Below are 23,766 nucleotides of genomic sequence, written 5' to 3'. Positions count from 1 at the left end.
CACCGCGACCCCGACCCCCGTCGTCACGGCGCCGCCGACGGTCGCTCCCCGCTGAGACCTGCGCGGCGACGTCCGTCGTTCACCTGTTCGCTTCTCTCGTTCACCACCCCGCCAGGCGGTGTGGACGCGGCGAGCCGGTGTCGTTCACGACCGACTCCTAGCCTCACTGATGCCGGTGACCCGAACCGGCCCCAAGGGGAAGCGAACGAATCGCGAAACCGCCCGCTCGACCGGCGCCCCGCGATCCTTCCTCCTCTCACGACGAGGGTGTCAGGCGCGGACGCGGTCGGCGTCGGCGCGCGATCGATGGAGGACGCATGACGCACGTCACCGAGGTGCTGCGCTCGAGTACGGCACCCGAGCCGCGCTCGCTCAAGAGCGCACCGGTCATCGCGGACCGGGTGTTCCGCGCGACGGCCTACTCCGCCGGGGGGATCACCGTCGCGGTCATGCTCGCCGTCGGCGTCTTCCTTTCGGCGCGCGCCGGCGATGCGCTCGCCGTGGCGGGACCGTCGTTTCTCACCACACAGGAGTGGTCGCCCGAGACGGGCAGCTTCGGCGTCGCCGCGGTGCTGTTCGGCACAGTCACGATCGCTTTCGTGGCCATGTGCATCTCGGTGCCGCTGGCGATGGGGACGGCGCTGCTGATCAGCGAGATCGTGTCGCCGAAGGCGCGCGGCCTGCTGATCACGATGGTCGACCTCATGGCGGCCGTCCCCAGCGTCGTGTTCGGCCTGTGGGGTGTGTTCTTCCTGCAGTCCGGGGTGATCCCGGTTGCGCAGTGGATCTCGATCTACTTCGGCTGGATCCCGATGTTCCAGGTGACCGATCCCACCGGCGCCCGGTTGACGGATGCCGGTGCATTCACCTCCTCGGCGTTCATCGCCGGGATCGTTGTGGCGCTCATGGTGGTCCCGACGCAAACCTCGGTGATGCGCGAGGCGTTCTCGCAAGCGCCGCTCGGTGAGCGCGAGGGGGCCCTTGCGCTCGGATCGACCCGGTGGGGCATGATCCGCGCGGTCGTGCTGCCCTTCGGCCGCGGCGGCATCATCGGCGGCACCATGCTCGGGCTCGGCCGGGCGCTGGGCGAGACCATCGCGGTGGTGATGATCATCTCCCCGATCTTCACCATCAACACGCAGCTGTTGAAGACGGGCACGAACTCCGTCTCGGCCCTCATCGCCCTGCGTTACGGCGAGGCGAGCCAGTTCGGCCTTTCCGCCCTGATGGCCGCGGGCCTGGTGCTGTTCATCATCACGCTCATCGTCAATTTCACCGCGTCGACGATCGTCGCGCGCAGCCGATCCGGAGCGGAGAGCAACTGATGGCAATCGTCACCCCTGAGGCTCCCTCGTCACTCGGCGACGAACCCGACGGTTTTACGTCCCGAACCACGATCCCGTTCCGCGACGGCCACGCGGGCGAGCGCCGCGACCTGCGCACGGTCCCGTTCGGCGATCGCTTCGACCTTCTCGGAAGCGCTGCCGCCGCGCTGGCCGTCTCGACGCTGATGTTCGGCTGGCTGACCCCGATGACGGGAATCGTCGGCTGGGTCGTGCTGTCGTTCATCGGCTTCCTCGGCATCTACGCGGTCCTGACGTCGATGCGCGCCGACCGCCTCGCGATCAGCGAACGCATCATGACGGCGCTGTTCTACTCCGCTGGGGTCCTGCTGCTGGGAGCCCTGACCTTCGTCGTCTTCTTCACCCTCGGTCGCGGGTCCTCGGCGCTGATGAACGTGAACTTCTTCACCGAGACGATGAAGCTCGCCGGCCCGCTCGACCCGCTCACGATGGGCGGCATCGCGCACGCCATCGTGGGCACCCTCATCCAGATCAGCATCGCCCTGGTCATCACCATCCCGCTCGGGGTGACCACGGCGGTCTTCCTCAACGAGATCGGCGGTCCGTTCGCCCGGTTCGTCCGGACGATCTCGGATGCCATGACCGCACTGCCCTCTATCGTCGCCGGCCTGTTCGTGTACGCCGCAGTGGTGACCCTCATCACCAATCAGCGCTCGGGGTTCGCGGCATCCCTGGCCATCAGCGTGATGATGCTGCCCATCATTATCCGTGCGTCTGACGTCGTGCTGCGCCTGGTGCCCAACAATCTGCGCGAGGCCTCCTACGCGCTGGGGACGAGTCGGTGGCGGACGGTCTGGAGCGTCGTGCTGCCCACGTCGCGGTCCGGCCTGGTAACCGCGGTGATCCTCGGGACGGCGCGTGGGATCGGCGAGACCTCGCCGGTGCTGCTGACCTCCGGCGTGACCGCGGAGATGAACCTGAACCCGTTCTCGGGGCCGATGATCTCGCTGCCGCTGCAGGTGTTCGATTTCGTCAAGTCGCCCGAGCCGAACATGATCGCCCGTGGCTTCGGTGCCGCGGCGACCCTCGTGCTGCTAGTGCTGACGTTGTTCATCGTGGCCCGCCTCATCGGCGGCCGCGGGCCCGGGCAGTTGTCCGACCGTCAGCGCCGCGCGGCGGCGGCCGCCTCCGCCCGCGACCTCGTCCGCATGAGCGGGAACGTCGGAGACTCCCGCGCCGCCCGCCGGGCGGTACCTCCGCCGGGGCGCCCGCCCCGCGACCTCTCGTGGCGCCTCGCACAGCGCGCCCTCACCGCACGTCAGAATCACCGATCCATCGAGGAGAACCCGTCGTGAACGTCCGTACCCGCCTGAGTCGCTTCGCCGCGGCACTCGCGGTCGTCTCCCTCGTGGCGCTGACGCCCACCCCCGCCCTGGCCGACGGCTACGTCCCGATCTCGGGCTCGGGGTCGACCTGGTCGCAGAACGCCCTCGACCAGTGGCGCAAGAACGTCGCGAGCAACTACGGCATGACCGTGAACTATTCGGGCACGGGCTCAAGCGCCGGGCGCACAGACTTCCGCAACAACACGGTCGATTTCGCGATCAGCGAGATCCCGTTCCAGAAGCAGCCCGAGGACGGATCCGCACCCGAGACGACCTTCGGCGACGGCACGTCGCTCGACGGCAGGTTCGCCTACATGCCGATCGTCGCCGGTGGCACCTCGCTGATGTACAACCTCAAGATCGGCGGCAAGCGCGTCACCAACCTGCGGTTGTCGGGCGAGGTGATCGCCAAGATCTTCAGCGGCCAGATCTCCAAGTGGAACGACCCGGCGATCCAGTCCGACAACCCTGCTCTCGCGATGCCCGACCGCTCCATCACACCGGTCTACCGCTCAGACGGTTCGGGCACCAGCGCCCAGTTCACGCTGTGGTTGTCGAAGCAGTTCGGCAACATCTGGACGCAGGGCATGCGCTCGCAGTTCCCGCAGGTCAACGCCTCGTTCAAGGGCCAGAACGGTTCGCTCGGGGTGGCGGGATACGTCAGCCAGGACTACGGCGAGGGCGCGATCACGTACGTCGAGTACTCCTACGCCATGAAGTCCGGGTTCCCGGTCGTGAAGGTGCTGAATAAGGCCGGCTACTTCGTCGAACCCACCTATCAGTCGGTCGCGGTCGCGCTGATGTCGGCGGCGATCAACCCGGATCTGACGCAGAACCTCGACGGCGTCTACAACAGCGGCGACCCCCGGGCCTACCCGATGTCCAGCTACTCGTACATGATCGTGCCGACGCAGACGAATAAGCTTTTCACCCCGGAGAAGGGCAAGACCCTCAGCCGCTTCGCGAACTACATGCTCTGCGAGGGACAGCAGCAGGCGTCGGCCCTGGGCTATTCGCCGCTACCGATGAACCTCGTCCAGGCCGGGTCCAAGGTCTTGGAGTCCATTCCCGGCACCGAGGGACCGGTCGACTTCAACCAGTGCAACAACCCGACCTTCAAGCCCGGCGACTCCCCAGCGAACAACCAGCTCGCCGCCTCGGCTCCGAACCCGCCCGCGTGCGACAAGCAGGGACCGACCCAGTGCGTCGAGGGGACCGGAGGTGCGCAGGAGGCGACGGCGGCCACCGGCTCGGGTGGCGTCTCCGGCGGCGCCAACAGCGCCGACGCCGCCGCCACGTCAGGAGGGGCGGGGGCTGCAGCCGGCGGTGCCGCCGCCGCGGGGGCCGCCGATGCGGCTGCCGCGAGCGGGGGAGGAGAGCCCGTCTACGACGCCAACGGCGAGCTGGTGTCCGGGGGAGGATCGGCAGCGAACGCCGCCGTCTCGTCGCCCTTCACGCTCGCCGACGACGGGTGGGGGACGCCGCAGTTCATCATGCTGGCCGCCGCCCTGCTCATGGTCGCGGCGATCCTGATCCCGCCCGCGGTGATCCGACGCTCCGGCGCGGGAACGAAACGTCGATGACGCGGCGCTCCGCCGCCGAGGCGCCGCTCGCAGCGTTCGTCGCTGCAGCACACCGCATCGGCACCTCGTTCGGTGGTCGTTCATCCGGCCGACAACTCCGCGCTTTTAGCTCATCGCGGGTGGGAGGCCACCCACAGACCCGAAGGACATCACCCGTGTCGAACTCCCGCGAGCCCCGCGACATCGACGCCGGCGCGACCCGCTCTCGCCCGCGTCGCGAGCGCGCCGCCGCCGCGCGTCGGCGCATGCGCGCAGCCGTGGCGCCGATCGTCGCCGGCGTCGTCGTCGGCGCATCGGTGTTCGCCCTCGCGGCCGGCGGTGTCGGGGCGGGAACGCCTTCCGCTGCCGCGGCCTCGTCTTCGGCGGTGACGATCAGCGCCAAGCAGCAGGATGCCGCGATCGCCACGGCTCCTATGCCCGATCTCTCGGTCACCGTCTCGCAGACCCGGGGACTCGTCGCCCAGGGCGTCCGGCTCTCGTGGACCGGCGGGAAGAAGTCGACGGCGCCCTCGGTCGGCGGCAACGGCGGCGAGAACTTCCTCCAGGTGTTCATGTGCTGGGGCGATGACCCCGGGGACGCCCAGCGCCCCGACCGCACGACCTGCCAGTACGGCGGAGCCGGCAGCGTCGGCGCCACGCGCGACGCCTACCGCAACTTCGGCTCGATCGACGAGGTCCCCGAGGCGGACGTCGAGTACACCGCCCCCGGCTCGTTCATCTACCCGCCCTACACCTCGATCCCCTTCATCGCGCGCGACGGCACCCGCGTTGACTCGATCAAGCGCGACCCGACGAGCGGTGCGAAGACGATCGACTCGGGCGTCGACGTCAACGCCAACCAGTTCTTCACCTCGTACACCACGAACGAGATCCCGTGGGTCGGCTCGGGCGACGACGGGAAGGGCTCGGTCACCTTCGAGGTGCAGACCGCGGTGCAGTCCAACGGTCTGGGCTGCGGCAATCCCGTGACGATTGCGGGCACGACCGTCGGTGCCTCCTGCTGGCTGGTCGTCCTGCCGCGCGGCACCTCGGACAACGGCTCCACGAACATCACGCAGTCGGGACTCTTCGCCGACTCCTGGCAGCACGCGCTGTCGGTGAAGCTCGACTTCGCTCCGGTCGGTACCGGGTGCGCGCTCGGCCAGACGGAGCGTCAGATCGCCGGGAGCGAGCTCGCCGCCCTCGCCGTCGCCTCCTGGCAGCCGGTCGTCTGCAATCAGAAGGGTGGCTCGGTCTACTCCCTCATCACCAGCGCCGAGTCCGACGCGCTGCAGTCCGCGGCCAAGAACCCGCAGGCGCCGCTCGCGCTGACCAGCTACGCGCTCACCACCGAGGGCAAGGACCCGCTGACGTACGCCCCCGTCGCCCTGAGCGGGGTGGCACTCTCGGTCGCGATCGACCGCCTGCCCAACCCCAATGACAAGACCGTTCCGCAGGAGTGGAAGGACCGGGCGCGGACGCCGTTCGATCACGTCAACCTGACCCCGCGGCTGCTCGCCAAGCTCCTCAGCTACTCCTACCGGTCGTCGATCCCCACCGGCGCGGACCAGGGCTACCTAAAAGGCACGAACGAGTACAACATCACGCGCGATCCCGACTTCCTCGCCGTCAACGATCCCGAGTGGAAGGCCCAGGATGTGCAGGGCGCGGCGATCGCGGACGTCATCGTCCCCCAGGGGCGATCGGATGCCGCCCGCGCGGTGTGGAAGTACATCTCCTCCGACCAGGACGCGATGGACTTCCTCGCGAGCAAGCCGGACCCGTGGGGGATGATCGTCAACCCCTGGTACTCCACGAACGCCGATGTCAACCCGACCAAGGTGCCGTTCTCGCTCGCCCGCGACGACTTTCCCAAGGCGGACCCGGTCGAGGTCGTCCCCGCGAACCAGGCGCCGATCAACCTCGTGACCTGGCGTCCCTACGCCAATGACCTGTCCGCGATCGCCTACCTCACTCTCCGCGGCGACGGCCAGGGCCCCGGGCAGTGGGACCCGAACTCTATCCCGCCGAAGTACGGTAAGAACCCGCGCATGCTGCCCGGCAGCCAGCGTCTACTCGGCCTGACCAGCGCGGCGGCAGCCGCACGGTTCCAGGTGGTGACGGTGTCGCTGCGCAACCCCGCGGGACAATTCGCCGCTCCGACGGGCACCGCGATGCGAGCCGCGGCCGACGTCATGACCCCCGCCGGTGCGGGCGACCGCGTGGTCGCCTTCGACCCGACGTCGTCGGTCGCGGTGAACGCCCGCGACGCGTATCCGCTGACGATGCCCGTCTACGCCGCCACGAACCCGACGGTCACCGACCCCGCCCTGCGCGCGGCATACGCGGACCTCGTGCGCTTCGCGGTGGGGACGGGGGCGCAGACCCCCGGTACGGCGGCGGGAGAGCTGCCGGACGGGTATGTCGCCCTGCCCGCGGCGTGGATCGACCAGGCGCGCGAGTCGGCCGACGTCATGCAGAACGGTCCGCGGCCGACCTCGTCGTCGTCCTCTTCGTCATCGTCCGCCGGCGCCTACATCCCCGCGCAGCAGACCTCCGTCACCGCGGGGGCGTCCTCCTCGGCCGCGGCGTCCGGATCGGTCGCGGCCCCGGCGGGGTCGACCTCGTCCGACGCCGCCACGACCGCCGCCACGGGCGCGTCCAGCGGCGCCCTCGCCGGGGGTAAGACCCCCGACGATCCCGACAGCGGTGCCATCGGCGCCGCCCTGCCCATCAGCGTCCTCGCCGGTCTGGCCAGTGCCGCGGGTGTGCCCCTGATCACCCGTCTCAGAAGACGGGTCCTGTGAAGTCCGCACCAGCCGGCTTCTCTGCATCACCCTCCCTCTCCACCCGAAAAAGACAGGAAGAAATGAAGCTCAAGCGAATCGTCGCATTCGGCGCAGCTGTCGGTGTCGTCCTCGCCGGCGCCGGCATGGCGTCCGCGGCGAATGCCGACCCGATCACCGACGGGTACTCGATCGTCGGCTCCGACACCCTCCAGGACGCCGTCGGCGCCCTCGCCAACGGCACCACCATCACCGGTTCGTCGGTGAAGGTGTCGGGTAACGGCAAGGCGCTGGCATCCTGGGACGCCTTCACCCTCGGCGTCGCCGGTGGCGTCGGCAGCATCCAGACGAAGGCCTTCGGCCCCGTCTTCGACCGTCCGAACGGTTCGGGCGCCGGTCGCAACGCCCTCATCGCCTCCGTGGGCGGTGTGAGCGGCTCCGCTTTCACGTACAACACCGTCAACGTCAAGGACCAGGTCGACTTCGCCCGCAGCTCGTCGGTGGGCAACACCGCCGGTACGCTCCTGACGTACGTGCCCTTCGGTCAGGACGCCATCGGTTACGCCTTCAAGCTCGGCAAGGCCGCCAACGGCGCCGACGCGGCCGCGGCGACCAACGCGATCAACGACCTCAACAAGGACCAGCTGAGCAGCATCTACTCGGCCACCTCGGGCTCGGCGGCCAGCGCCGTGCTCGCGGGCACCGGCTTCACGCTCAAGCCCCTCGGCCTCCAGTCGAGCTCCGGCACGTGGACCACCTTCCTGGGCAAGATCGGCCTCAGCACCACCACGCTCGGTGCCGCCGTCGACACGCGCAGCAACTCCATCCCCGAGAACGACGGTCGCGTCCTCACCCCCGGTGACAACGAGATCCAGATCATCCCGCTCTCGGTCGCCAACTACATCGGTCAGTCCAACGGGGCGGCCCGAATCAACACGTTCTCGGGTGTGTCGGTCGGCGCCATCGGCGGTGTTGCCGCCTACACCGGCACCGCGCCGAGCCTCGTCCCCAACACCAGCTACTACAACAGCGCCGACTGGGGCCGCACCGTCTACATCGTGGTCCCCACCGCGAAGATCACCAGCGACAACGCCGCCTTCGACCCGGGCGTGGCCGCTCTCGTGAACTCCTCCTCCACCACGAGCCTCACCTACTGGGGTGGCTCGGGCGCGCCCACCACGTCGAAGGCCGTCAAGGCCAAGTTCGGTTTCAGCGCTCCCACCGGCACCGTCGTCACCCGCAACAACTGACCCCGATCCTCAAGAAAGAGACAACGACCCCATGAAGATCTCGCTCGCGAAGCGCGGCATCCTCGGCCTTGGTGCCGTCGTGACCGCCGCCGCGCTGTCGATCGTTCCTGCCGCTGCAGCGTCGGCCGCGATCGTCCCGACGGTGGGCTCGGCCAAGCCGGTCTACCTGATCTCCGACGAGGACGGCACGCAGATCCCGGCCGGCAAGACCCTCAACTGGAACGACTCCGTGCTGCTGTCGCCCGACCCCAGCGACGAGGACTACAACAGCGCCTTCCCCGTCCCGGCGAACACCGGCAGCGTCCGCACGTTCATCTCGCCGCGCGGCCAGGAGGCCAATGTCAACGCGTGGAATGCCTACGGTCCTCTGGGCCTCACGCCGGGCGGCATCCAGCTGCCCAACGGCAAGCCCAGCGGCAACACCAGCGCCGGTCTCGGCACGCCCTCGGGTAGCTCCGCGGTGGCCCAGGCGGGTGGCGACTATTCGCTCGGCATCGCGTTCTTCAACGGCAACCAGGTGCTCGAGACGGACTTCGTCTTCATCACCGTCGCCGCCAACCCCAAGCCCGAGCTGGCGACGTGGACCTTCGCGACGCCCGCCGCGGCGGCCGTTGCTCCCTCGATCACCACGACGTCCCTGAACGCGGCCACGGTGGGAACGGCGTTCTCGCAGACGCTGGCCGCCAGCGGCACCGCGCCGATGACGTGGTCGGTGAAGACCGGTACGGCCCTGCCGGCGGGTCTGTCCCTCGACGCCTCCTCGGGTGTCGTCTCGGGCACGCCCACCGCGGCGGGCGCCTACTCCGTGACCGTCGTCGCCACCAACAGCGCCGGTGCGAACGAGAAGGCCTTCTCGGGAACGGTCTCCGCGCCCGCCCCGACTGCTCCGGTCAAGCCGACCGGCACCGCCGCCAACAAGGTCGACATCGCCGACCCCGCCAAGGGCGCCAAGACGGTCTCGGTTCCCGCCGGTGCCGCCAACGCCGGCAAGACGCTCACCGCGTGGGCGTGGTCCGACCCGACCACCCTCGGTCAGGTCACCACCGACGCCTCCGGCACCGCGACGGTCGACATCTCGTCGCTGCCCGCCGGCGAGCACACCCTGGCGCTGACGGCCCCCGGTGATGCCACCTTCACCGTCCTCGCGTGGGACACCTTCACCAAGGTGTCCGCCTCGGGCGACACCACCAGCGACACGGTCGACCTGACCGCTGCCGTGACCGCGAGCGACCTGTGGTCGCTCAACGCCGAGGCCACCAAGGTCGACTTCGGCAGCGTCGCGCGCAACGCCAGCGTCACCAAGGCGCTTGGCAAGATCACCGTCGTCGACGACCGCAACGTGCTCAAGGGCTGGAACCTCGACGCCGCGTGGAGCTCGTTCAAGAACTCCGCCAACGACGAGATCCCCGCCTCCGCGCTGACGCTCACCCCGAAGGCCTTCTCCGGCTACACCCCCATCTCGGGTGTCGCGGTCGGTACCGGCACGAAGATCGCGTCCAGCTCGGCCGTCTCGACGCTCACCACCGGTGCGCTCTTCGACGCCGATCTCACCTTCACGGCGCCCAAGGACGCCCAGACGGGTGACTACACCTCGACGCTGACCGTGACGCTCACCTCCAAGTGAGCTGACGAGCAGATCGACCCGCGGTAAGCCGTGCGGGGAGGCCGATTCCGGCCTTCCCGCACGGTGCGTGCCGCCGCGAGCCCACGTCGTCGATCGGCTCGCCTTCCATCAGCCCTCGTTCACCATCGCGACATGCCTGCGTCGCACTCACCTGCGGAGATATACCGTGCTCTCCTCGATCTCGCGGCGCCGGTTCCCGGCTCTGGGCGCCGCTCTCATCGCCGTCCTGGCGACCCTCGCTCTTCTGTCGCCATCGGCGCCGGCAACGGCCGCCGAGGGCGACGCCGCCACCGTCGGCGTCGCCACGCGCCCCGCGGGAGAGGACGGCCGTCCCGACGGCCGCTCCCGCTTCACCTACACCGCCGACCCCGGCCAGAGCGTGACCGACCGCGTGCTGGTGGGCAACACCGGCACCGCGCGTCAGGACTTCACCGTCTACGCCACCGACGCCTTCAACGCCGCAGACGGCAGCTTTTCGCTGCTGGCGACGGCTGACACCCCCACCTCGGTCGGCGCCTGGTTGCGCTTCGAGGACGGCAGCGAGCGGGCGACGTTCTCGCTCGAGCCGAACGAGGTGCGCCTGCTCACCTTCACCATCGCCTTCCCGGCCGAGGCGACGCCCGGCGACCACGTCGGCGGGCTCGTGGCATCGGTCGTCGAGCAGGGCCAGCAGGTCACCGTCGATCGCCGCGTCGCCACCACGATCTCCGCGCGCGTGTCCGGCGAGCTGCAGCCGCAGCTGAGCATCAGCAGCTACGACGCCTCCTACGAGGGCGACTGGTGGAACCCGTTCGCCGGGGACGTGCGCCTGCGCTATACGGTGACCAACCCCGGCAACGTCGCTCTCGCCGCGAACCTCACCTCCGGCGTGGGGACGTGGTTCGGCATCCCCGCGACGGGGCTCCAGGGCGGCAGCATCCCGATGCTGCTTCCCGGGAGCACCGCGACCTACGAGTTCACGCTCGGCGGGGTCGGTCAGTGGCTGTTTCTGAACCCTCACACGGTCCTGAGCCCGTTCGTGGACTCGCCCGATGCCTCCCAGCAGCTCTCGGTGACCCCCGTGAATCGGGATGCCATCACCTTCGCCGTCCCGTGGATGTTGCTGATCCTGCTCGCCCTCGCCGCGGGAGCGTTCCTTCTGCTGCGGTGGCGTCGCCGCCGCGACGAGGCGCGCGCCGAGCAGTGGATCGACTACATGGAGCGCGCGACCGCGGCCGAAGCGAAGGAACTCGCTGACGCGGCCGGGGCGAGCGCCCCGTGACGCGGGCGCGCGGGTCGCTGCGCCCCGTCCTCGCTCTCGCCCTGGTCGTCGTCGGCGCCCTCGGTGCGGCCGCTCCCGCCCTGGCGGCCAGCGGCGCCGAGTCGGGAACGCCCCTGACGGTGAGCATCACCGACGGCTCGACCCCCGCGCCGTCGTCGTCCACGTCGACCGGTTCCTCTGTCGGCGGGTCGTCGACCGGCGGCTCGTCTTCCGGCGGCTCGGGGGTCTCCAACGGCTCCCGAGGGTCGAGCGGGACCACCGGTGGGGTCGGGACCGGCGACGCCGGTGCCGGCACGGCGGGCGAGACCACGCCCACCGGAGAGGTGAACGTCGGCGGCGGGATCTTCGTCGGGGGGCTCAACGGCTCTGGAGCGCCGTCCGTGAACCCGGTCGACGGCACCGTCGACCTTTGGTTCACGGTGCGCAACGCCTCCTCCACCGCGATCGACGCGACGGCGCAGTTCTGGATGGACGCCCCGGTGTTCGCCTCGCGTCTGGACGGCACCGGTGATGTGGCGATCACCGGGCTGCAGCCCGGCGAGTCCCGCGTGGTGTCGGCGACCCTGCACGGCGCCGGTCAGTGGACGCTCGTGTCGACCCACGTCTCGTTCACGCCGCCCGAGACCGTCTCCGGCGAGGGCGCGACCTCCGTCACCCGCGACGCCCTCGTGCTGGTGTTCCCGTGGTTGCTCGTCCTGGTGGCCGTCGTGCTCGCGTTGGGCGTCCTGGTCGTGCGGGTCGTGCGTTCGGCTCTCCCGCCCGCTCCTGTGGCGGCGATGCCATGACGCTCTTCGATCAGCGCGCAGCCCGTCCTCAGCTCCCGCCGCCCCCGCCCCGACGCCCACCGCGGCGTCGGCCCGTCTACGCTCCGCTGTCCGCGGGGCAGGTCTTCCTGCGGGGAGTCCTGGTCTCGGTGTCGGTGCTCGTGCTGGTGTTCCTCATCAACTTGCTCGTCGTCAGCCACATCAGCCACTTCGCGGCTCAGCAGCAGTTGCGCGACACCTACCGGGCCCAGCTCGCCGCGGGCACAGCGCCCGTGAGCGAGGGCGACTTCGAGGACCACCTGCTCAATGACGGCGCCCCCGTGGCGGTGCTGTCGATCCCGCAGCTGGGCATCGACGAAGTCGTGTCCGAGGGGACGACCTCGGGTGTGCTCATGCGCGGGCCCGGTCATCGTCGCGACACCGTGCTGCCCGGCCAGGCCGGCGTGAGCGTCGTAATGGGACGCACGGCGGCCTTCGGCGGTCCCTTCGGGCGCCTGCAGACCCTCCAGCCCGGCGAGACCTTCATGGTGCGCACCGGGCAGGGTGAGCAGGAGTTCGAGGTGCTCGGCGTGCGCTATGCCGGGGATCCCACCCCGCCGGCGCCGGTGAAGGGCGAGAGCCGACTCATCCTCATGTCGGCGCGCGGCGCCCCCTACCTGCCCTCGGGTGTCGCCTACCTGGATGCCCGTGCGACGGGCGAAGCGAAACCGACCGGCGCGCGTCAGACCACCACGATGACCCTTCCACCCCAGGCGAAGGCGCTCTCGACCGACATGACCACGCTGTGGGCCCTCGTGTTCGCCCTGCAGTTCCTCGTGGTCGCAGAATTCGTCGCCGTCTGGGCCTACCGACGCGTCGGCTGGCAGAAGACCTGGGTCGTGTTCGCCCCGGTACTGCTCCTGGGCAGCGTCTTCGTCTCCGACCAAGTGATCCGCCTCCTCCCCAACCTCCTGTGACCGGAGCCCGCATGTCCTCCACCCGAAACCCCGAATTCGACGACCGTGATCGTCCCGACGCCCTCTTCTCCGACGTCCTGCCCGCCGACGTCACCCAGGGGTCCGTCGATCCGTTCGTCACCGACGTCATGAGTCCGGCGCCCGACCTGACCGACCCTTACATGACCGACGTCGTCACCACCGATGAACTCGAGGCGCTGACACAGATCACCGTCGAGGCCGTGCCCGCGACGATCGCCGCCCCCGCGGGGTCCGTCGCCGAGGTCGCGCGGCGCTCGCGTCGAACGACGCGCCTGTTCAGCCGGCGCGAGAGCTCGGCGCCCGATGCGGTGACCGACGTGCTTCCGGCCCCGACCGTGTCGCTGCCCGCGTTCACCGCTCCCGTCGTCACCACGGCGCCCGAGGCGCTCGTCTCCGATGCCCCGGCGCCGGCCGCCGACGCGCTCGCCACGGCCGAGCGGCTCGCGGAGGCCGACGCGCCGAAGCCGCCACGCGAGCTCTCCGAGCTCGACGCGCGCTCGATCTCGGCGTGGTTCGGCGACCACCAGGTGCTCCTCGACGTCTCTCTCACGATGCCGGCCGGTCAGGTCACCGCGCTCATCGGTCCCTCGGGCTGCGGCAAGTCGACGTTTCTGCGCATCCTGAACCGGATGCACGAGCTGGTGCCCTCGGCATCCCTCGCCGGCGAGGTGCGACTGGACGGCGACGACATCTACGACCCCGGACACCGACTGATCGAGGCCCGCAAGCACATCGGCATGGTGTTCCAGAAGCCCAACCCGTTCCCGGCGATGTCGATCTACGACAACGTCATCGCCGGTCTGAAGCTCACCGGCCTGCGCGCCTCGCGCGACGAGAAGGACCACCTCGTCGAAACGTCCCTCGCCTCGGCGGGTCTGTGGAAAGAGGTAAAGGACCGCCTGCGGGCCCCCGGCGGCGGCCTGTCAGGCGGCCAGCAGCAGCGCCTGTGCATCGCGCGCTCTCTTGCGATCAAGCCGAAGGTGCTGCTCATGGACGAGCCGTGCTCGGCCCTGGATCCCACCTCGACCCGCGTAATCGAGGAGACGATGGGCCAGCTGCAGAAGGAGTTGACGATCGTCATCGTCACCCACAACATGCAGCAGGCGCAGCGTGTGTCGCAGCAGTGCGCGTTCTTCCTCGCATCCCAGGGGCAGCCGGGCCACATCGTCGAACACGGCGACACCGAGGCGATGTTCGACTCTCCGATCGACCCGCGCACGTTCGACTACGTCAACGGCCGCTTCGGATGATCCCCGCGGCGCGGGGTGCTCTCGTGGCGGTCGCGGCGATGGTGGCGACTTTGCTGGTCCCGGCTCCGGCGTCGGCTCACGCCGATGACGGGGTACCGATCTCCGGAGCAGGCTCGACGTGGTCGCAGAACGCCCTCGACCGGTGGCGTCGCGACGTCGCCCTGGACCTCGGGATGACGGTCAACTATTCCGGCACGGGATCCGCCGCCGGGCGGAGGGACTTCATCTTCCAAACCGTCGACTTCGCCGTGAGCGAGGTGCCGTTCCAGGCTCAACCTGAGGACGGTGGGCCGCCGCAGATTCCGACGACTTCGTACGCGTACGTCCCCCTCGTGGCCGGCGGCACCGCGCTGATGTACAACCTCAAGATCGGCGGCGTGCGTGTCACCGACCTCCGGCTTTCGGGTCCCGTCATAGCGAGGATCTTCAGCGGGCAGATCACCACGTGGAACGACCCCGCCATTCAGGCAGACAACCCGGCCGTGGTGATGCCGGACCGACCGATCATCCCGGTCGTGCGCGCGGACGGATCCGGCTCGAGCGCGCAGTTCACCGGATGGATGGCGGATCGCTACCCGAACATCTGGACGTACGGCGCCCGGTCCCAGTTCCCTCTCATCAACGGGTCCTTCACGGGTCAGAACGGCTCGCTGGGTGTCGCCGGCTACGTCAGTCAGAATTATGGTGAGGGCGCCATCACCTATGTGGAGACGTCCTATGCAACGAGGGCGGGGTTCCCCGTCGCCAAGGTGCTGAACGACGCCGGATACTACGTCGCCCCCGCCTCGTCGGCGGTCAGCGTCGCCCTGTCGAGTGCGAAGGGCGGGGCAGACGGGATCCTCGACCTGCGGGGCGTCCATCGCAGCACAGACCCGCGCTCATACCCCATCTCATCCGTGTCGTACATGATCGTGCCGACCGAGACGACGAAGATCTTCACCGCGGACAAGGGGCGCACGCTCTCCCGTTTCCTCGAGTACGCGCTCTGCGAAGGCCAGCAGACGCTGTCCGGTTCGGGGTACGCACCGCTGCCGCTCCCGGTCGCGCAAACGGCCCCGCAGCTGATCAGCCGAATCCCCGGTGCGACCAAGATGGTCGACCTCGACGGATGCCGCACCCCCATGTTCGCGGCGGGGGACACCGCGACCGACAACCTCCTGCTGCGCACCGCTCCCATGCCCCCGGAAACCGACCGGTACGCCGGGCCTGCTACCCGCCCGGACGAGGTCGAGGGGGTGGACGTGTCCGCCACGGTCACGGCATCCGATCTGTTCCAGCTCACCGCTCCCGCGTCCTCGGCGGTCGACTTCGGCGACGTGGGTCGGGGGAGCGCCGAGGTCGCGCGATCGCTCGGGCGCTTCAGCGTCGTCGATGACCGGAATCGGCTCGGCGGGTGGAACCTGCAGCTCTCGGTGAGCGATTTCGTCGGCACGGACGACCCCGACCGGAGGTTCTCGTCGAGCTTCCTCGGCATCGCCCCGCGGGAGATGGCGCACCAGGACGGCGTGACGATCGCCGAGGCGCAGGAAGTCGGGCAGGCGATCTATCCGATGAACCTCGCAACCGGCGAACGCGGCACCTCGACGACCCTGGCGGGCGCAACATTCGACGCGGATCTGCGTCTTCGGGTCCCCGGGGATGCCAGCGCGGGCGCCTACCGTTCCATGCTCACTCTGACACTGATCGGGCGATGACCCGTGACCACCATCGATGAATCGGATGAGGCACGCATGATCACCCCGGACCACCAGACCGATGTCTTGCGTGATCTCGAGCCGTCTGTGGACGTCGAGCCCCCGCCCGTGCGGTGGGGGGCGATCGTCGCCGTCGTCGCCGCCGCGGCCGTCGCCCTGGTCGGCACGGTCGTCGCGGTCGCCGAGACGGTCTTCCGTGCCGAGGCGGAGCGGACGATCGCCGCCGAGTTCCGGACCGGCTTGGCCCTGCCCGAGGGCGAGCGCGTGGGGGTCGACATCGCGGGGTCGGCGTTGTTGCAGGAGATCACCGGTCGCTTCGACCGGGTCGCGGTCACCGTGTACAGCTTCCCGACGGGGCGGGCCAACGTCGACATGGAGGTTGCGGTGGAGGGGTTCCACCGCGTCGGTCGCGACTGGGAACCCGATCGGCTCTCGGGTGCCCTCACCCTGTCCGGGGCACAGGCCAGCGCCCTATTCCTGCCCACCGAGGGGCAGGGGGCGCTGCGCGTGGGCTTCTCGGGCAGTGACATGATCGTCGCCGCGCCCGCGTGGAGTGGGCTGACTCCGCAGGGCGTGAGCGTCGCGATCACCCCGCGGGTGCAGGACGGTCGGCTGACGACGAACTTCTCCTCGGTCACGGTGGGCGACGACGTCCTCTCGGCCGCGGATTTCTTCGCGCAGACGGGAGCCGACCCCGCTCTCATGCAGCCGCCGTCGGTGTGTCTGGCCGAGATGTTTCCCCGATTCCTGCGCACGCTCGACGTGTCTATCAGAGACCAGCGACTGCGCGTAGAGTTCGACCTCGACGTGCCCGCGTTCCGAACGAACGCGGGGCAGGAGCTCGGTTCCTGCACCTGACTCTCGGGATGCCGCGACCCGGGCGCCCCGCGCCCCGCGAGGCCGCGGCATCCCTCGTCCGATGCCGCGTCAGCCCCGCGCCCGCGCCCGCACGCGCGTGACGCTCGACAGCGTCGCGCGCACCGGCTGGCCGAGGTAGATGCCGAGCGACGCCCCCACGGCGAGGGCGATGCCGATGGTCGCCGCGCCCGCGAGCGTCGTCACGCCCGTCATGAGCACCGCGGGGTCCTCGCCCGACTCCACGATCCCGAGGAGTCCGCGGAACACGGCGGCACCGGGGACGAGGGGAAGGATCGCCGCGGTGGTGATGGCCACCGACGGCACGTGCAGGCGGTACGCCACGACGATGCCGGCGAAGCTGCCGACGAACGCGCCCACGCCGCTCGCGGCGGCGACCTCGAACCCCACGCCGGTCGCCGCGAGGTATCCGGCCCACGCGACCAGGCTGAGCGCCGCGCTCACCATGACGATGCGCGCGCCGGCGCCGTTGAACACGGCCACCGCGATCGCGATGACCGCGGCCCCCACGAACTGCACGGCGACGGGGCCGAGGGGCAGGGCGTTCGTCGGCGGCGACATGCCCAGGCCCATCACGCGCACCGTCTCGAGACCGGCGAGGATTCCGAGCACCACGCCCAGCGTCTGCGTCGTGAGTTCGAGGATGCGCCCGGTCGCCGTCAGCGCGAAGCCGTCGATGGCGTCCTGGGCGGCTCCGACGACGGTGAGTCCCGCGAGCATCAGGACGATCCCGGATGCCACGATCACCGACGGCCGGATGGCGGCGGCCGCGTCGAGGCCGGTGTAGCGCAGCAGAGGCGACAGCGCCGCGAAGACGGTGAGCACGAACCCGCCGGCGATCTGCGCGAAGAAGTACGGCACCCGCGCCCGCGCCATGACGTGCTGCGTCGTCGCCGCGAGTGCCGCCGCGAGGAACGACAGCACGAGGGCGAGCCAGTTCGCGCCGAACATGATCGCGACGCCGACGGCGAGCGAGGCCTGCGAGACGACGACGATCGCGGGGCGGTAGCGGAAGGGCAGGCGGCGGATGGCGCGGCAGCGGGCGATCGCGTCGTCGAGCCCCAGCCCGTCGGCGATCTCGGTGACGAGCGCCTGCAGGCGCTGCAGCTTCGCGTGGTCGGGGACCGAACCGCGCACGACCCGCAGCAGGGTCGTGGGGTGGCTGGCGCCGGGGCGACTGTGGGCGATCGTGATGGAGTTGTAGGTGACGTCCACGTGCACGGGATCGAGTCCGTAGACCCCGCACACCCGCACGATCGTCAGGGTCACCTCGTTCGCGGGGGCGCCGACGACGAGCATCGTCTCGCCGATGCGGATCGCCAGGTCGAGGATGCGCGTCGCGAGAGCCTCGTCGATGACGGGCAGCAGGGTCGTGTCCGGCGAGGACGCGGCATCGTCGGTGTGCACCAGACGGCGCAGCGACGACAGCCAGTGGCCGGGCGTGAGCGGCATCCGATCACTCCTGGGGGACGGGGGGTGGAACGCCTCGATCCTATCGGCGGGGGCCTGCGCGTCCGCCGGGTGCGCACGCATGGCGGAGCCGTGATGCGGACGCCTCTAGGATGATCCCCGGGCGCGGCACGAGCGCCGGCGTCGTGACACCCGACGCACGACCCCTCCGGGAGTTCTCCACATGGCTCTGATCGTCCAGAAGTACGGCGGCTCGTCCGTCGCCGACGCCGAGAGCATCAAGCGGGTCGCCAAACGCATCGTCGACACGCGTCGCGCCGGCCACGAGGTCGTCGTCGCGGTGAGCGCGATGGGCGACACCACCGACGAACTGCTCGACCTCGCCGGTCAGGTGGCGCCGATCCCCGCCCCGCGCGAGCTCGACATGCTGCTGTCCAGCGGTGAGCGCATCTCGATGGCGCTGCTGGCCATGGCGATTCACTCGATGGGCTTCGAGGCGCGTTCCTTCACCGGCAGCCAGGCGGGCATGATCACGGATGCCACGCACGGCGCGGCGCGCATCGTCGACGTGACGCCCGTGCGCCTGCGCGAGGCCCTCGACGAGGGCGCGATCGTCATCGTCGCCGGCTTCCAGGGCTTCAACCGCGACACCCGCGACATCACCACGCTCGGCCGCGGCGGCTCCGACACCACCGCCGTCGCGCTCGCCGCGGCGTTGAACGCCGACGTGTGCGAGATCTACAGCGACGTCGACGGCATCTTCACCGCCGACCCGCGCGTGGTCCCGCTCGCGCGCAAGCTCGATCGCGTCGGCAGCGAAGAGATGCTCGAGCTCGCCGCGAACGGCGCGAAGGTGCTCTACATCCGCGCGGTCGAGTACGCGCGGCGTCACGGCGTGCTCATCCACGCCCGTTCCACGTTCAGCTCGGGCGAGGGCACCTGGGTGCTCGACGCCTCGAAGAAGTCCCCGCTCGTCCCCGAGGGAGCCACCATGGAAGAGCCCATCGTCGCCGGCGTCGCCACCGACCTCAGCCAGGCGAAGATCACCGTCATCGGCGTTCCCGACGTGCCCGGCAAGGCGGCCGACATCTTCAAGATCGTCGCGAAGTCCGGCGCCAACGTCGACATGATCGTGCAGAACGTCTCGGCCGCCGCGACCGGTCGCACCGACATCTCGTTCACGCTGCCCAAGACCGATGCCACCGCGGCGCTCAAGGCGCTGTCGGGCGAGCAGGCCGAGGTGGGCTTCCAGAGCCTCGTCCACGACGACCAGATCGGCAAGCTGTCGGTCGTCGGCGCGGGCATGCGCACGCACTCGGGCGTCTCGGCGACGCTGTTCGAGGCGCTGAGCCTGGCGGGCGTCAACATCGAGATGATCTCGACCTCCGAGATCCGCATCTCGGTCGTCGTCCGCGGTGTCGACCTGGCCGAGGCGGCACGCCTCGTGCACACCGCCTACGGTCTGGACGGCGACGCCGAGGCGACCGTCCACGCCGGCACCGGTCGCTGATCCACCCTCGCAGCCCACCTCCAGCCCCGCGGTCTACCCTGCGCTCAAACGAGCGGAGGCTGCCATGCGACGAGGGTCCGGATCGAGACGGTCCACGCTCGGATGGCTGCTGGGGGGCGGAGCCGCGGCGGTCGTGCTGATCGTGGCCGGACTGGTGTTCCAGCCCTGGCTGCTCTTCGTCGACGTGCGCGTCGCCGACGCCATCCCCGCCCCGAGCGCGTCGGCGCCCGCCGCGATGACGCCGGTCGACATGCCCACGCCGGTGCCCGGGTCGACGGCCCCCGCGACGTCGTCGCCGACGCCCGTGGAACCCGCCGGGCCGGTGGATCTGCTCGGGGGCTCGCTCATCAGCCACGAGCACGAGACCTCGGGGACGGTCCGCGTCATCCAGAACCCCGACGGCACCCGTCAGCTGGCGCTGGTGGGCTTGTCGACCTCGAACGGGCCCGATGTCCACGTCTGGCTGAGCGCGGGTCCCGTGGTCGAGGGGCGCGACGGCTGGTACACGGCGGCGTCGTACGACCACATCGACCTGGGCCCTTTGCGCGGCAATCTGGGCGACCAGCTCTACGACATCCCCGCCGAGGTCGACCTGTCGGTGTTCCGCACGGTGGATCTGTGGTGCGAGCGCTTCGCGGTGTCGTTCGGTGCGGCGGCTCTGAGCTGAATCGACCGCGGCAGGAGTTTTCCGGCCGAGCGGCCGCTGCGCGATGCCGAACGGCCGTTCGACGGCGGAGAACCGTCAATCTTCCTGCTCCCCGCCGCCGTCGTCGGTTGCGCCCCCGCCGCTCGCGCTACCCTGACCCGAACGCCGCTTTCGCGGCATCCGTCACCCGAAACACCCGAGGACCTCGCATGACCCGCATCTCCGATTCCGGAATCTCCCTCGCCGTCGTCGGCGCCACCGGCCAGGTCGGCACCGTCATGCTCGAGATCCTCGCCGAGCGCGCGTTCCCGATCCGCGAGCTGCGCCTGTTCGCCACGGCGCGCTCCGCCGGTTCGACCATCGAGTTCGCCGGGCAGGCCGTCGTCGTCGAGGACGTCGCCACCGCCGACCCCGCGGGCGTCGAGGTCGCGCTCTTCTCCGCCGGGGCGACGGGGTCGCGCGCGCACGCTCCCCGCTTCGCCGAGGCGGGCGCCCTCGTCATCGACAACTCCAGCGCCTGGCGGATGGATGCCGAGGTCCCCCTCGTCGTGAGCGAGGTCAACCCGCACGCGATCGATCAGGCCGTCAAGGGCATCGTCGCGAACCCCAACTGCACCACCATGGCCGCCATGCCCGTGCTGAAGGTGCTCGACGCCGAAGCGGGCCTGGAGCGTCTCATCGTCAGCACGTACCAGGCGGTGTCCGGCTCCGGCCTCGCCGGGGCGCGCGAGCTGCTCGGCCAGGTCGAGGGCGTCCTCGCCCAGGGCGACGTCGAGCGTCTCGTCCGCGACGGCTCGGCGCTGGACTTCCCCGAGCCCGAGAAGTACGTCGCGCCGATCGCGTTCGACGTCATCCCCTTCGCGGGCAACCTCGTCGACGATGGGCTGAACGAGACCGACGAAGAGAAGAAGCTGCGCAACGAGAGCCGCAAGATCCTCGAGCTGCCCGACCTGCGCGTCGCGGGCACCTGCGTGCGCGTCCCCGTCTTCACCGGCCACTCGCTCAGCATCAACGCGGAGTTCGCGCGCGACATCACCCCCGAGCGCGCGCGCGAGCTGCTCGCCGACGCCCCCGGCGTCCGCCTCGAAGAGGTGCCCACGCCGCTGCAGGCCGCCGGCTCCGACCCCAGCTACGTCGGCCGCATCCGCGCCGACCAGTCCGCCCCCGAGGGCAAGGGCCTGGTGCTGTTCATCAGCAACGACAACCTGCGCAAGGGCGCGGCGCTGAACGCCGTGCAGATCGCCGAGCTGGTCGCCCAGCAGCGCCTCGCGACCGCCTGAGGCCACGGCATCCGGGCGCTCTCAGCCAGGTGTCTCGACATCGAACCGACGGATCTCTCGATGTCGAGACACCTCACGGCCCGCACCTAGAATCGACGGGTGACTGAAAACGTCGATGTTCTCCTCATCGGTGGCGGCATCATGTCCGCCACTCTCGGCACGCTGCTGAAGGACCTCCAGCCCGATCTGAAGATCGCGGTGCTGGAGCGCCTCAGCGACGTCGCGCAGGAGAGCTCCAACGCGTGGAACAACGCCGGCACCGGACACGCGGCGCTGTGCGAGCTCAACTACATGCCCGACAACAAGGACGGCGACCTCGACCCGTCCAAAGCCGTCGCCATCAACGAGCAGTTCCAGCAGAGCCGTCAGCTGTGGGCCACCCTCGTGGCCGAGGGCGTGCTCGACGAGCCGTCGACGTTCATCAACGCCACCCCGCACATGACCTTCGTGCGCGGCGAGAAGGACGTCGCCTACCTGCGCCGCCGCTACGAGGTGCTGAAGCAGCAGCCGCTGTTCGCCGGCATCGAGTACAGCGAGGACTCGCGGGTCATCAACCAGTGGGCGCCGCTGCTCATGCAGAAGCGCCGCAAGGGCGAGCCCTTCGCCGCCACGCGCGTGCCCGCCGGCACCGACGTCGACTTCGGCTCGCTCACGCGCCAGCTGTTCGCGAACCTGCGCGAGAAGGGCGTCGAGGTCGCGACCAACCACGACGTCAAGAAGCTCAAGAAGCAGAAGGACGGCTCGTGGCAGGTCTCGTACCGTCACGTCATCGGCGGCACGCCCGGTTCGATCAACGCCAAGTTCGTCTTCGTCGGCGCGGGCGGATGGGCCCTCAAGCTGCTGCAGCGCTCCGGCATCCCCGAGATCAAGGGCTACGGCGTCTTCCCGATCGGCGGCCAGTGGCTCAAGACGTCCAACCCCGACATCGTCTCGAAGCACCGGGCCAAGGTGTACTCACAGGCCTCGGTCGGTGCCCCGCCGATGTCGGTACCCCACCTCGACACGCGCGTCGTCGACGGCGAGTCGGCCCTGCTGTTCGGTCCCTTCGCGACCTTCAGCCCCAAGTTCCTCAAGAACGGGTCGATGCTCGACATCGTCACCCAGGTGCGACCGCACAACATCCTCCCCATGCTCAAGGTCGCGGTCGACAACCCGAGCCTCATCAAGTACCTCGTCAGCGAACTGCTCAAGACCCACGCGAAGAAGGTCGACAGCCTGCGCGAGTTCATGCCGACCGCCAAGGACGAGGACTGGGAGCTGCTCGACGCCGGCCAGCGCGCGCAGGTGATGAAGCGCGACAAGGCCAAGGGCGGCGTGCTGCAGTTCGGCACCGAGGTCGTGACCTCGGCCGACCACTCGATCGCGGGCCTGCTCGGCGCCTCGCCGGGAGCCTCGACCGCCGTGTCGATCATGCTCGGCCTGATCAAGACGTGCTTCCCCGAGCGCATGCCCGCCTGGGAGCCGCGCCTGCGCGACCTCATCCCCAGCTACGGCGAGACGCTCAACACGCACCCCGAGATGGCGCGTAAAGAGTTGGATGCCACGGCTCACGCTCTCGCCATCAACCCCTGAGCCGCGCGTGGCGAAGCTGTACTTCCGCTACGGCGCGATGAACTCCGGCAAGTCCACCGCGCTGCTGCAGGCGGCGTACAACTACGAGGAGCGCGGCCAGCGCGTGCTGCTGGCCAAGCCCGAGATCGACACCAAGGGCGCCGACCAGATCGACAGTCGCCTGGGCGTGACACGGCCGGTCGACTTCCTCGTCGCGCCCGACGACGATCTGCGCGAGGCGTTCCACGCCGCCGCCGGTCACGCCCCCGTGGCGTGCCTGCTGGTCGACGAGGCGCAGTTCTTCACCGCCGCGCAGGTCGACGATCTGCTGCGCATCGCCGTGCTCGACGGCATCCCGGTGCTCGCTTACGGCATCCGTACCGATTTCCGCACCGAGGCGTTCCCCGGGTCGGCGCGCCTCATGGAGATCGCGCACAGCCTCGAGGAGCTCAAGACCATCTGCCGCTGCGGGCGCAAGGCGATCTTCAACGCGCGCTTGGTGGGCGGGCGTTTCGTCTTCGACGGCGACCAGGTCGCGATCGACGAGGGGCAGATCGCCGGCGAGGTCACCTACGAGTCGATGTGCGCCGCGTGCTACCTGCGCGAGTCCGGCGGGCGGCTCGACGGCCGCTGACC

At 69.9% G+C, this 23,766-nt stretch carries 18 protein-coding genes; 17 read left to right on the top strand and 1 reads right to left on the bottom strand.

Translation table 11 applies throughout. The annotated features are described in order from the left end of the window. Positions 1-317 precede the first annotated feature (317 nt). From pstC to DBR36_RS17450, 12 genes are all read left to right on the top strand, one after another. Positions 318-1,325, top strand: coding sequence for a phosphate ABC transporter permease subunit PstC (pstC, locus tag DBR36_RS00370; RefSeq protein WP_108317063.1), 1,008 nt, complete (start codon positions 318-320; stop codon positions 1,323-1,325). After that, positions 1,325-2,659 carry a phosphate ABC transporter permease PstA gene (gene pstA, locus DBR36_RS00365; RefSeq protein WP_108317062.1) on the top strand — a complete coding sequence of 445 codons (1,335 nt, stop codon included), beginning with the start codon at positions 1,325-1,327 and terminating at the stop codon, positions 2,657-2,659. Before pstC ends, pstA begins: the two co-directional genes overlap by 1 nt. Further along, a complete protein-coding gene (pstS, locus tag DBR36_RS00360) occupies positions 2,656-4,272 on the top strand; it encodes a phosphate ABC transporter substrate-binding protein PstS (protein ID WP_108317061.1) in 1,617 nt (538 codons plus the stop codon). The genes pstA and pstS (DBR36_RS00360) overlap by 4 nt, the downstream gene beginning before the upstream one ends. A gap of 155 nt (positions 4,273-4,427) precedes the next feature. Beyond that, entirely contained in the window at positions 4,428-7,058 is a 2,631-nt protein-coding gene (locus tag DBR36_RS00355) for a hypothetical protein (RefSeq protein WP_108317060.1), read from the top strand. A gap of 62 nt (positions 7,059-7,120) precedes the next feature. Continuing rightward, entirely contained in the window at positions 7,121-8,287 is a 1,167-nt protein-coding gene (locus DBR36_RS00350) for a hypothetical protein (protein WP_108317059.1), read from the top strand. 31 nt (positions 8,288-8,318) lie between these two features. After that, positions 8,319-9,911: a putative Ig domain-containing protein gene (locus DBR36_RS00345; protein ID WP_108317058.1), complete on the top strand. Its 1,593-nt coding sequence runs from the start codon at positions 8,319-8,321 to the stop codon at positions 9,909-9,911. 166 nt (positions 9,912-10,077) lie between these two features. Beyond that, positions 10,078-11,172 carry a WxL protein peptidoglycan domain-containing protein gene (locus tag DBR36_RS00340; protein ID WP_108317057.1) on the top strand — a complete coding sequence of 365 codons (1,095 nt, stop codon included), beginning with the start codon at positions 10,078-10,080 and terminating at the stop codon, positions 11,170-11,172. Next, on the top strand, positions 11,169-11,957 hold the full coding sequence (locus DBR36_RS00335; protein ID WP_108317056.1) for a hypothetical protein: 789 nt from the start codon (positions 11,169-11,171) through the stop codon (positions 11,955-11,957). The genes DBR36_RS00340 and DBR36_RS00335 overlap by 4 nt, the downstream gene beginning before the upstream one ends. Beyond that, the gene (locus tag DBR36_RS00330) at positions 11,954-12,892 is read left to right on the top strand and encodes a sortase (RefSeq protein ID WP_108317055.1); all 939 of its coding nucleotides are present in this window, start codon (positions 11,954-11,956) and stop codon (positions 12,890-12,892) included. Before DBR36_RS00335 ends, DBR36_RS00330 begins: the two co-directional genes overlap by 4 nt. A 521-nt stretch (positions 12,893-13,413) precedes the next feature. Beyond that, positions 13,414-14,163: a phosphate ABC transporter ATP-binding protein gene (locus tag DBR36_RS00325; RefSeq protein WP_258222481.1), complete on the top strand. Its 750-nt coding sequence runs from the start codon at positions 13,414-13,416 to the stop codon at positions 14,161-14,163. Next, entirely contained in the window at positions 14,160-15,857 is a 1,698-nt protein-coding gene (gene pstS / locus DBR36_RS00320) for a phosphate ABC transporter substrate-binding protein PstS (protein ID WP_108317054.1), read from the top strand. The genes DBR36_RS00325 and pstS (DBR36_RS00320) overlap by 4 nt, the downstream gene beginning before the upstream one ends. A 36-nt stretch (positions 15,858-15,893) precedes the next feature. Further along, positions 15,894-16,715 carry an LmeA family phospholipid-binding protein gene (locus DBR36_RS17450; RefSeq protein ID WP_181373419.1) on the top strand — a complete coding sequence of 274 codons (822 nt, stop codon included), beginning with the start codon at positions 15,894-15,896 and terminating at the stop codon, positions 16,713-16,715. Between the two features lie 69 nt (positions 16,716-16,784). Here DBR36_RS17450 and DBR36_RS00310 read toward each other — a convergent pair whose 3' ends face one another. Then, positions 16,785-18,185 (bottom strand): threonine/serine exporter ThrE family protein, encoded by a 1,401-nt coding sequence (locus tag DBR36_RS00310; protein WP_108317053.1) that lies wholly within the window; start codon positions 18,183-18,185, stop codon positions 16,785-16,787. 181 nt (positions 18,186-18,366) lie between these two features. Between DBR36_RS00310 and DBR36_RS00305 the strand changes: the two genes are divergently transcribed. The 5 genes from DBR36_RS00305 (at position 18,367) to DBR36_RS00285 (ending at position 23,764) form a co-directional block, all read left to right on the top strand. Beyond that, positions 18,367-19,653: an aspartate kinase gene (locus DBR36_RS00305; RefSeq protein WP_108317052.1), complete on the top strand. Its 1,287-nt coding sequence runs from the start codon at positions 18,367-18,369 to the stop codon at positions 19,651-19,653. Between the two features lie 64 nt (positions 19,654-19,717). Further along, a complete protein-coding gene (locus tag DBR36_RS00300) occupies positions 19,718-20,320 on the top strand; it encodes a DM13 domain-containing protein (protein WP_108317051.1) in 603 nt (200 codons plus the stop codon). Between the two features lie 188 nt (positions 20,321-20,508). Further along, positions 20,509-21,579 carry an aspartate-semialdehyde dehydrogenase gene (locus tag DBR36_RS00295; protein ID WP_108317050.1) on the top strand — a complete coding sequence of 357 codons (1,071 nt, stop codon included), beginning with the start codon at positions 20,509-20,511 and terminating at the stop codon, positions 21,577-21,579. 99 nt (positions 21,580-21,678) lie between these two features. After that, complete coding sequence (locus tag DBR36_RS00290) at positions 21,679-23,151, top strand: malate:quinone oxidoreductase (RefSeq protein WP_108317049.1); 1,473 nt, start codon at positions 21,679-21,681, stop codon at positions 23,149-23,151. A 7-nt stretch (positions 23,152-23,158) separates the two neighbouring features. Continuing rightward, the gene (locus tag DBR36_RS00285; RefSeq protein ID WP_108317048.1) at positions 23,159-23,764 is read left to right on the top strand and encodes a thymidine kinase; all 606 of its coding nucleotides are present in this window, start codon (positions 23,159-23,161) and stop codon (positions 23,762-23,764) included. Positions 23,765-23,766 lie beyond the last annotated feature (2 nt).

Origin of the sequence: Microbacterium sp. HMWF026, assembly GCF_003061325.1 — a bacterium.
Classification (GTDB): Bacteria; Actinomycetota; Actinomycetes; order Actinomycetales; family Microbacteriaceae; genus Microbacterium; species Microbacterium testaceum_E.
This window is presented reverse-complemented; position numbering and strand designations above follow the sequence as displayed.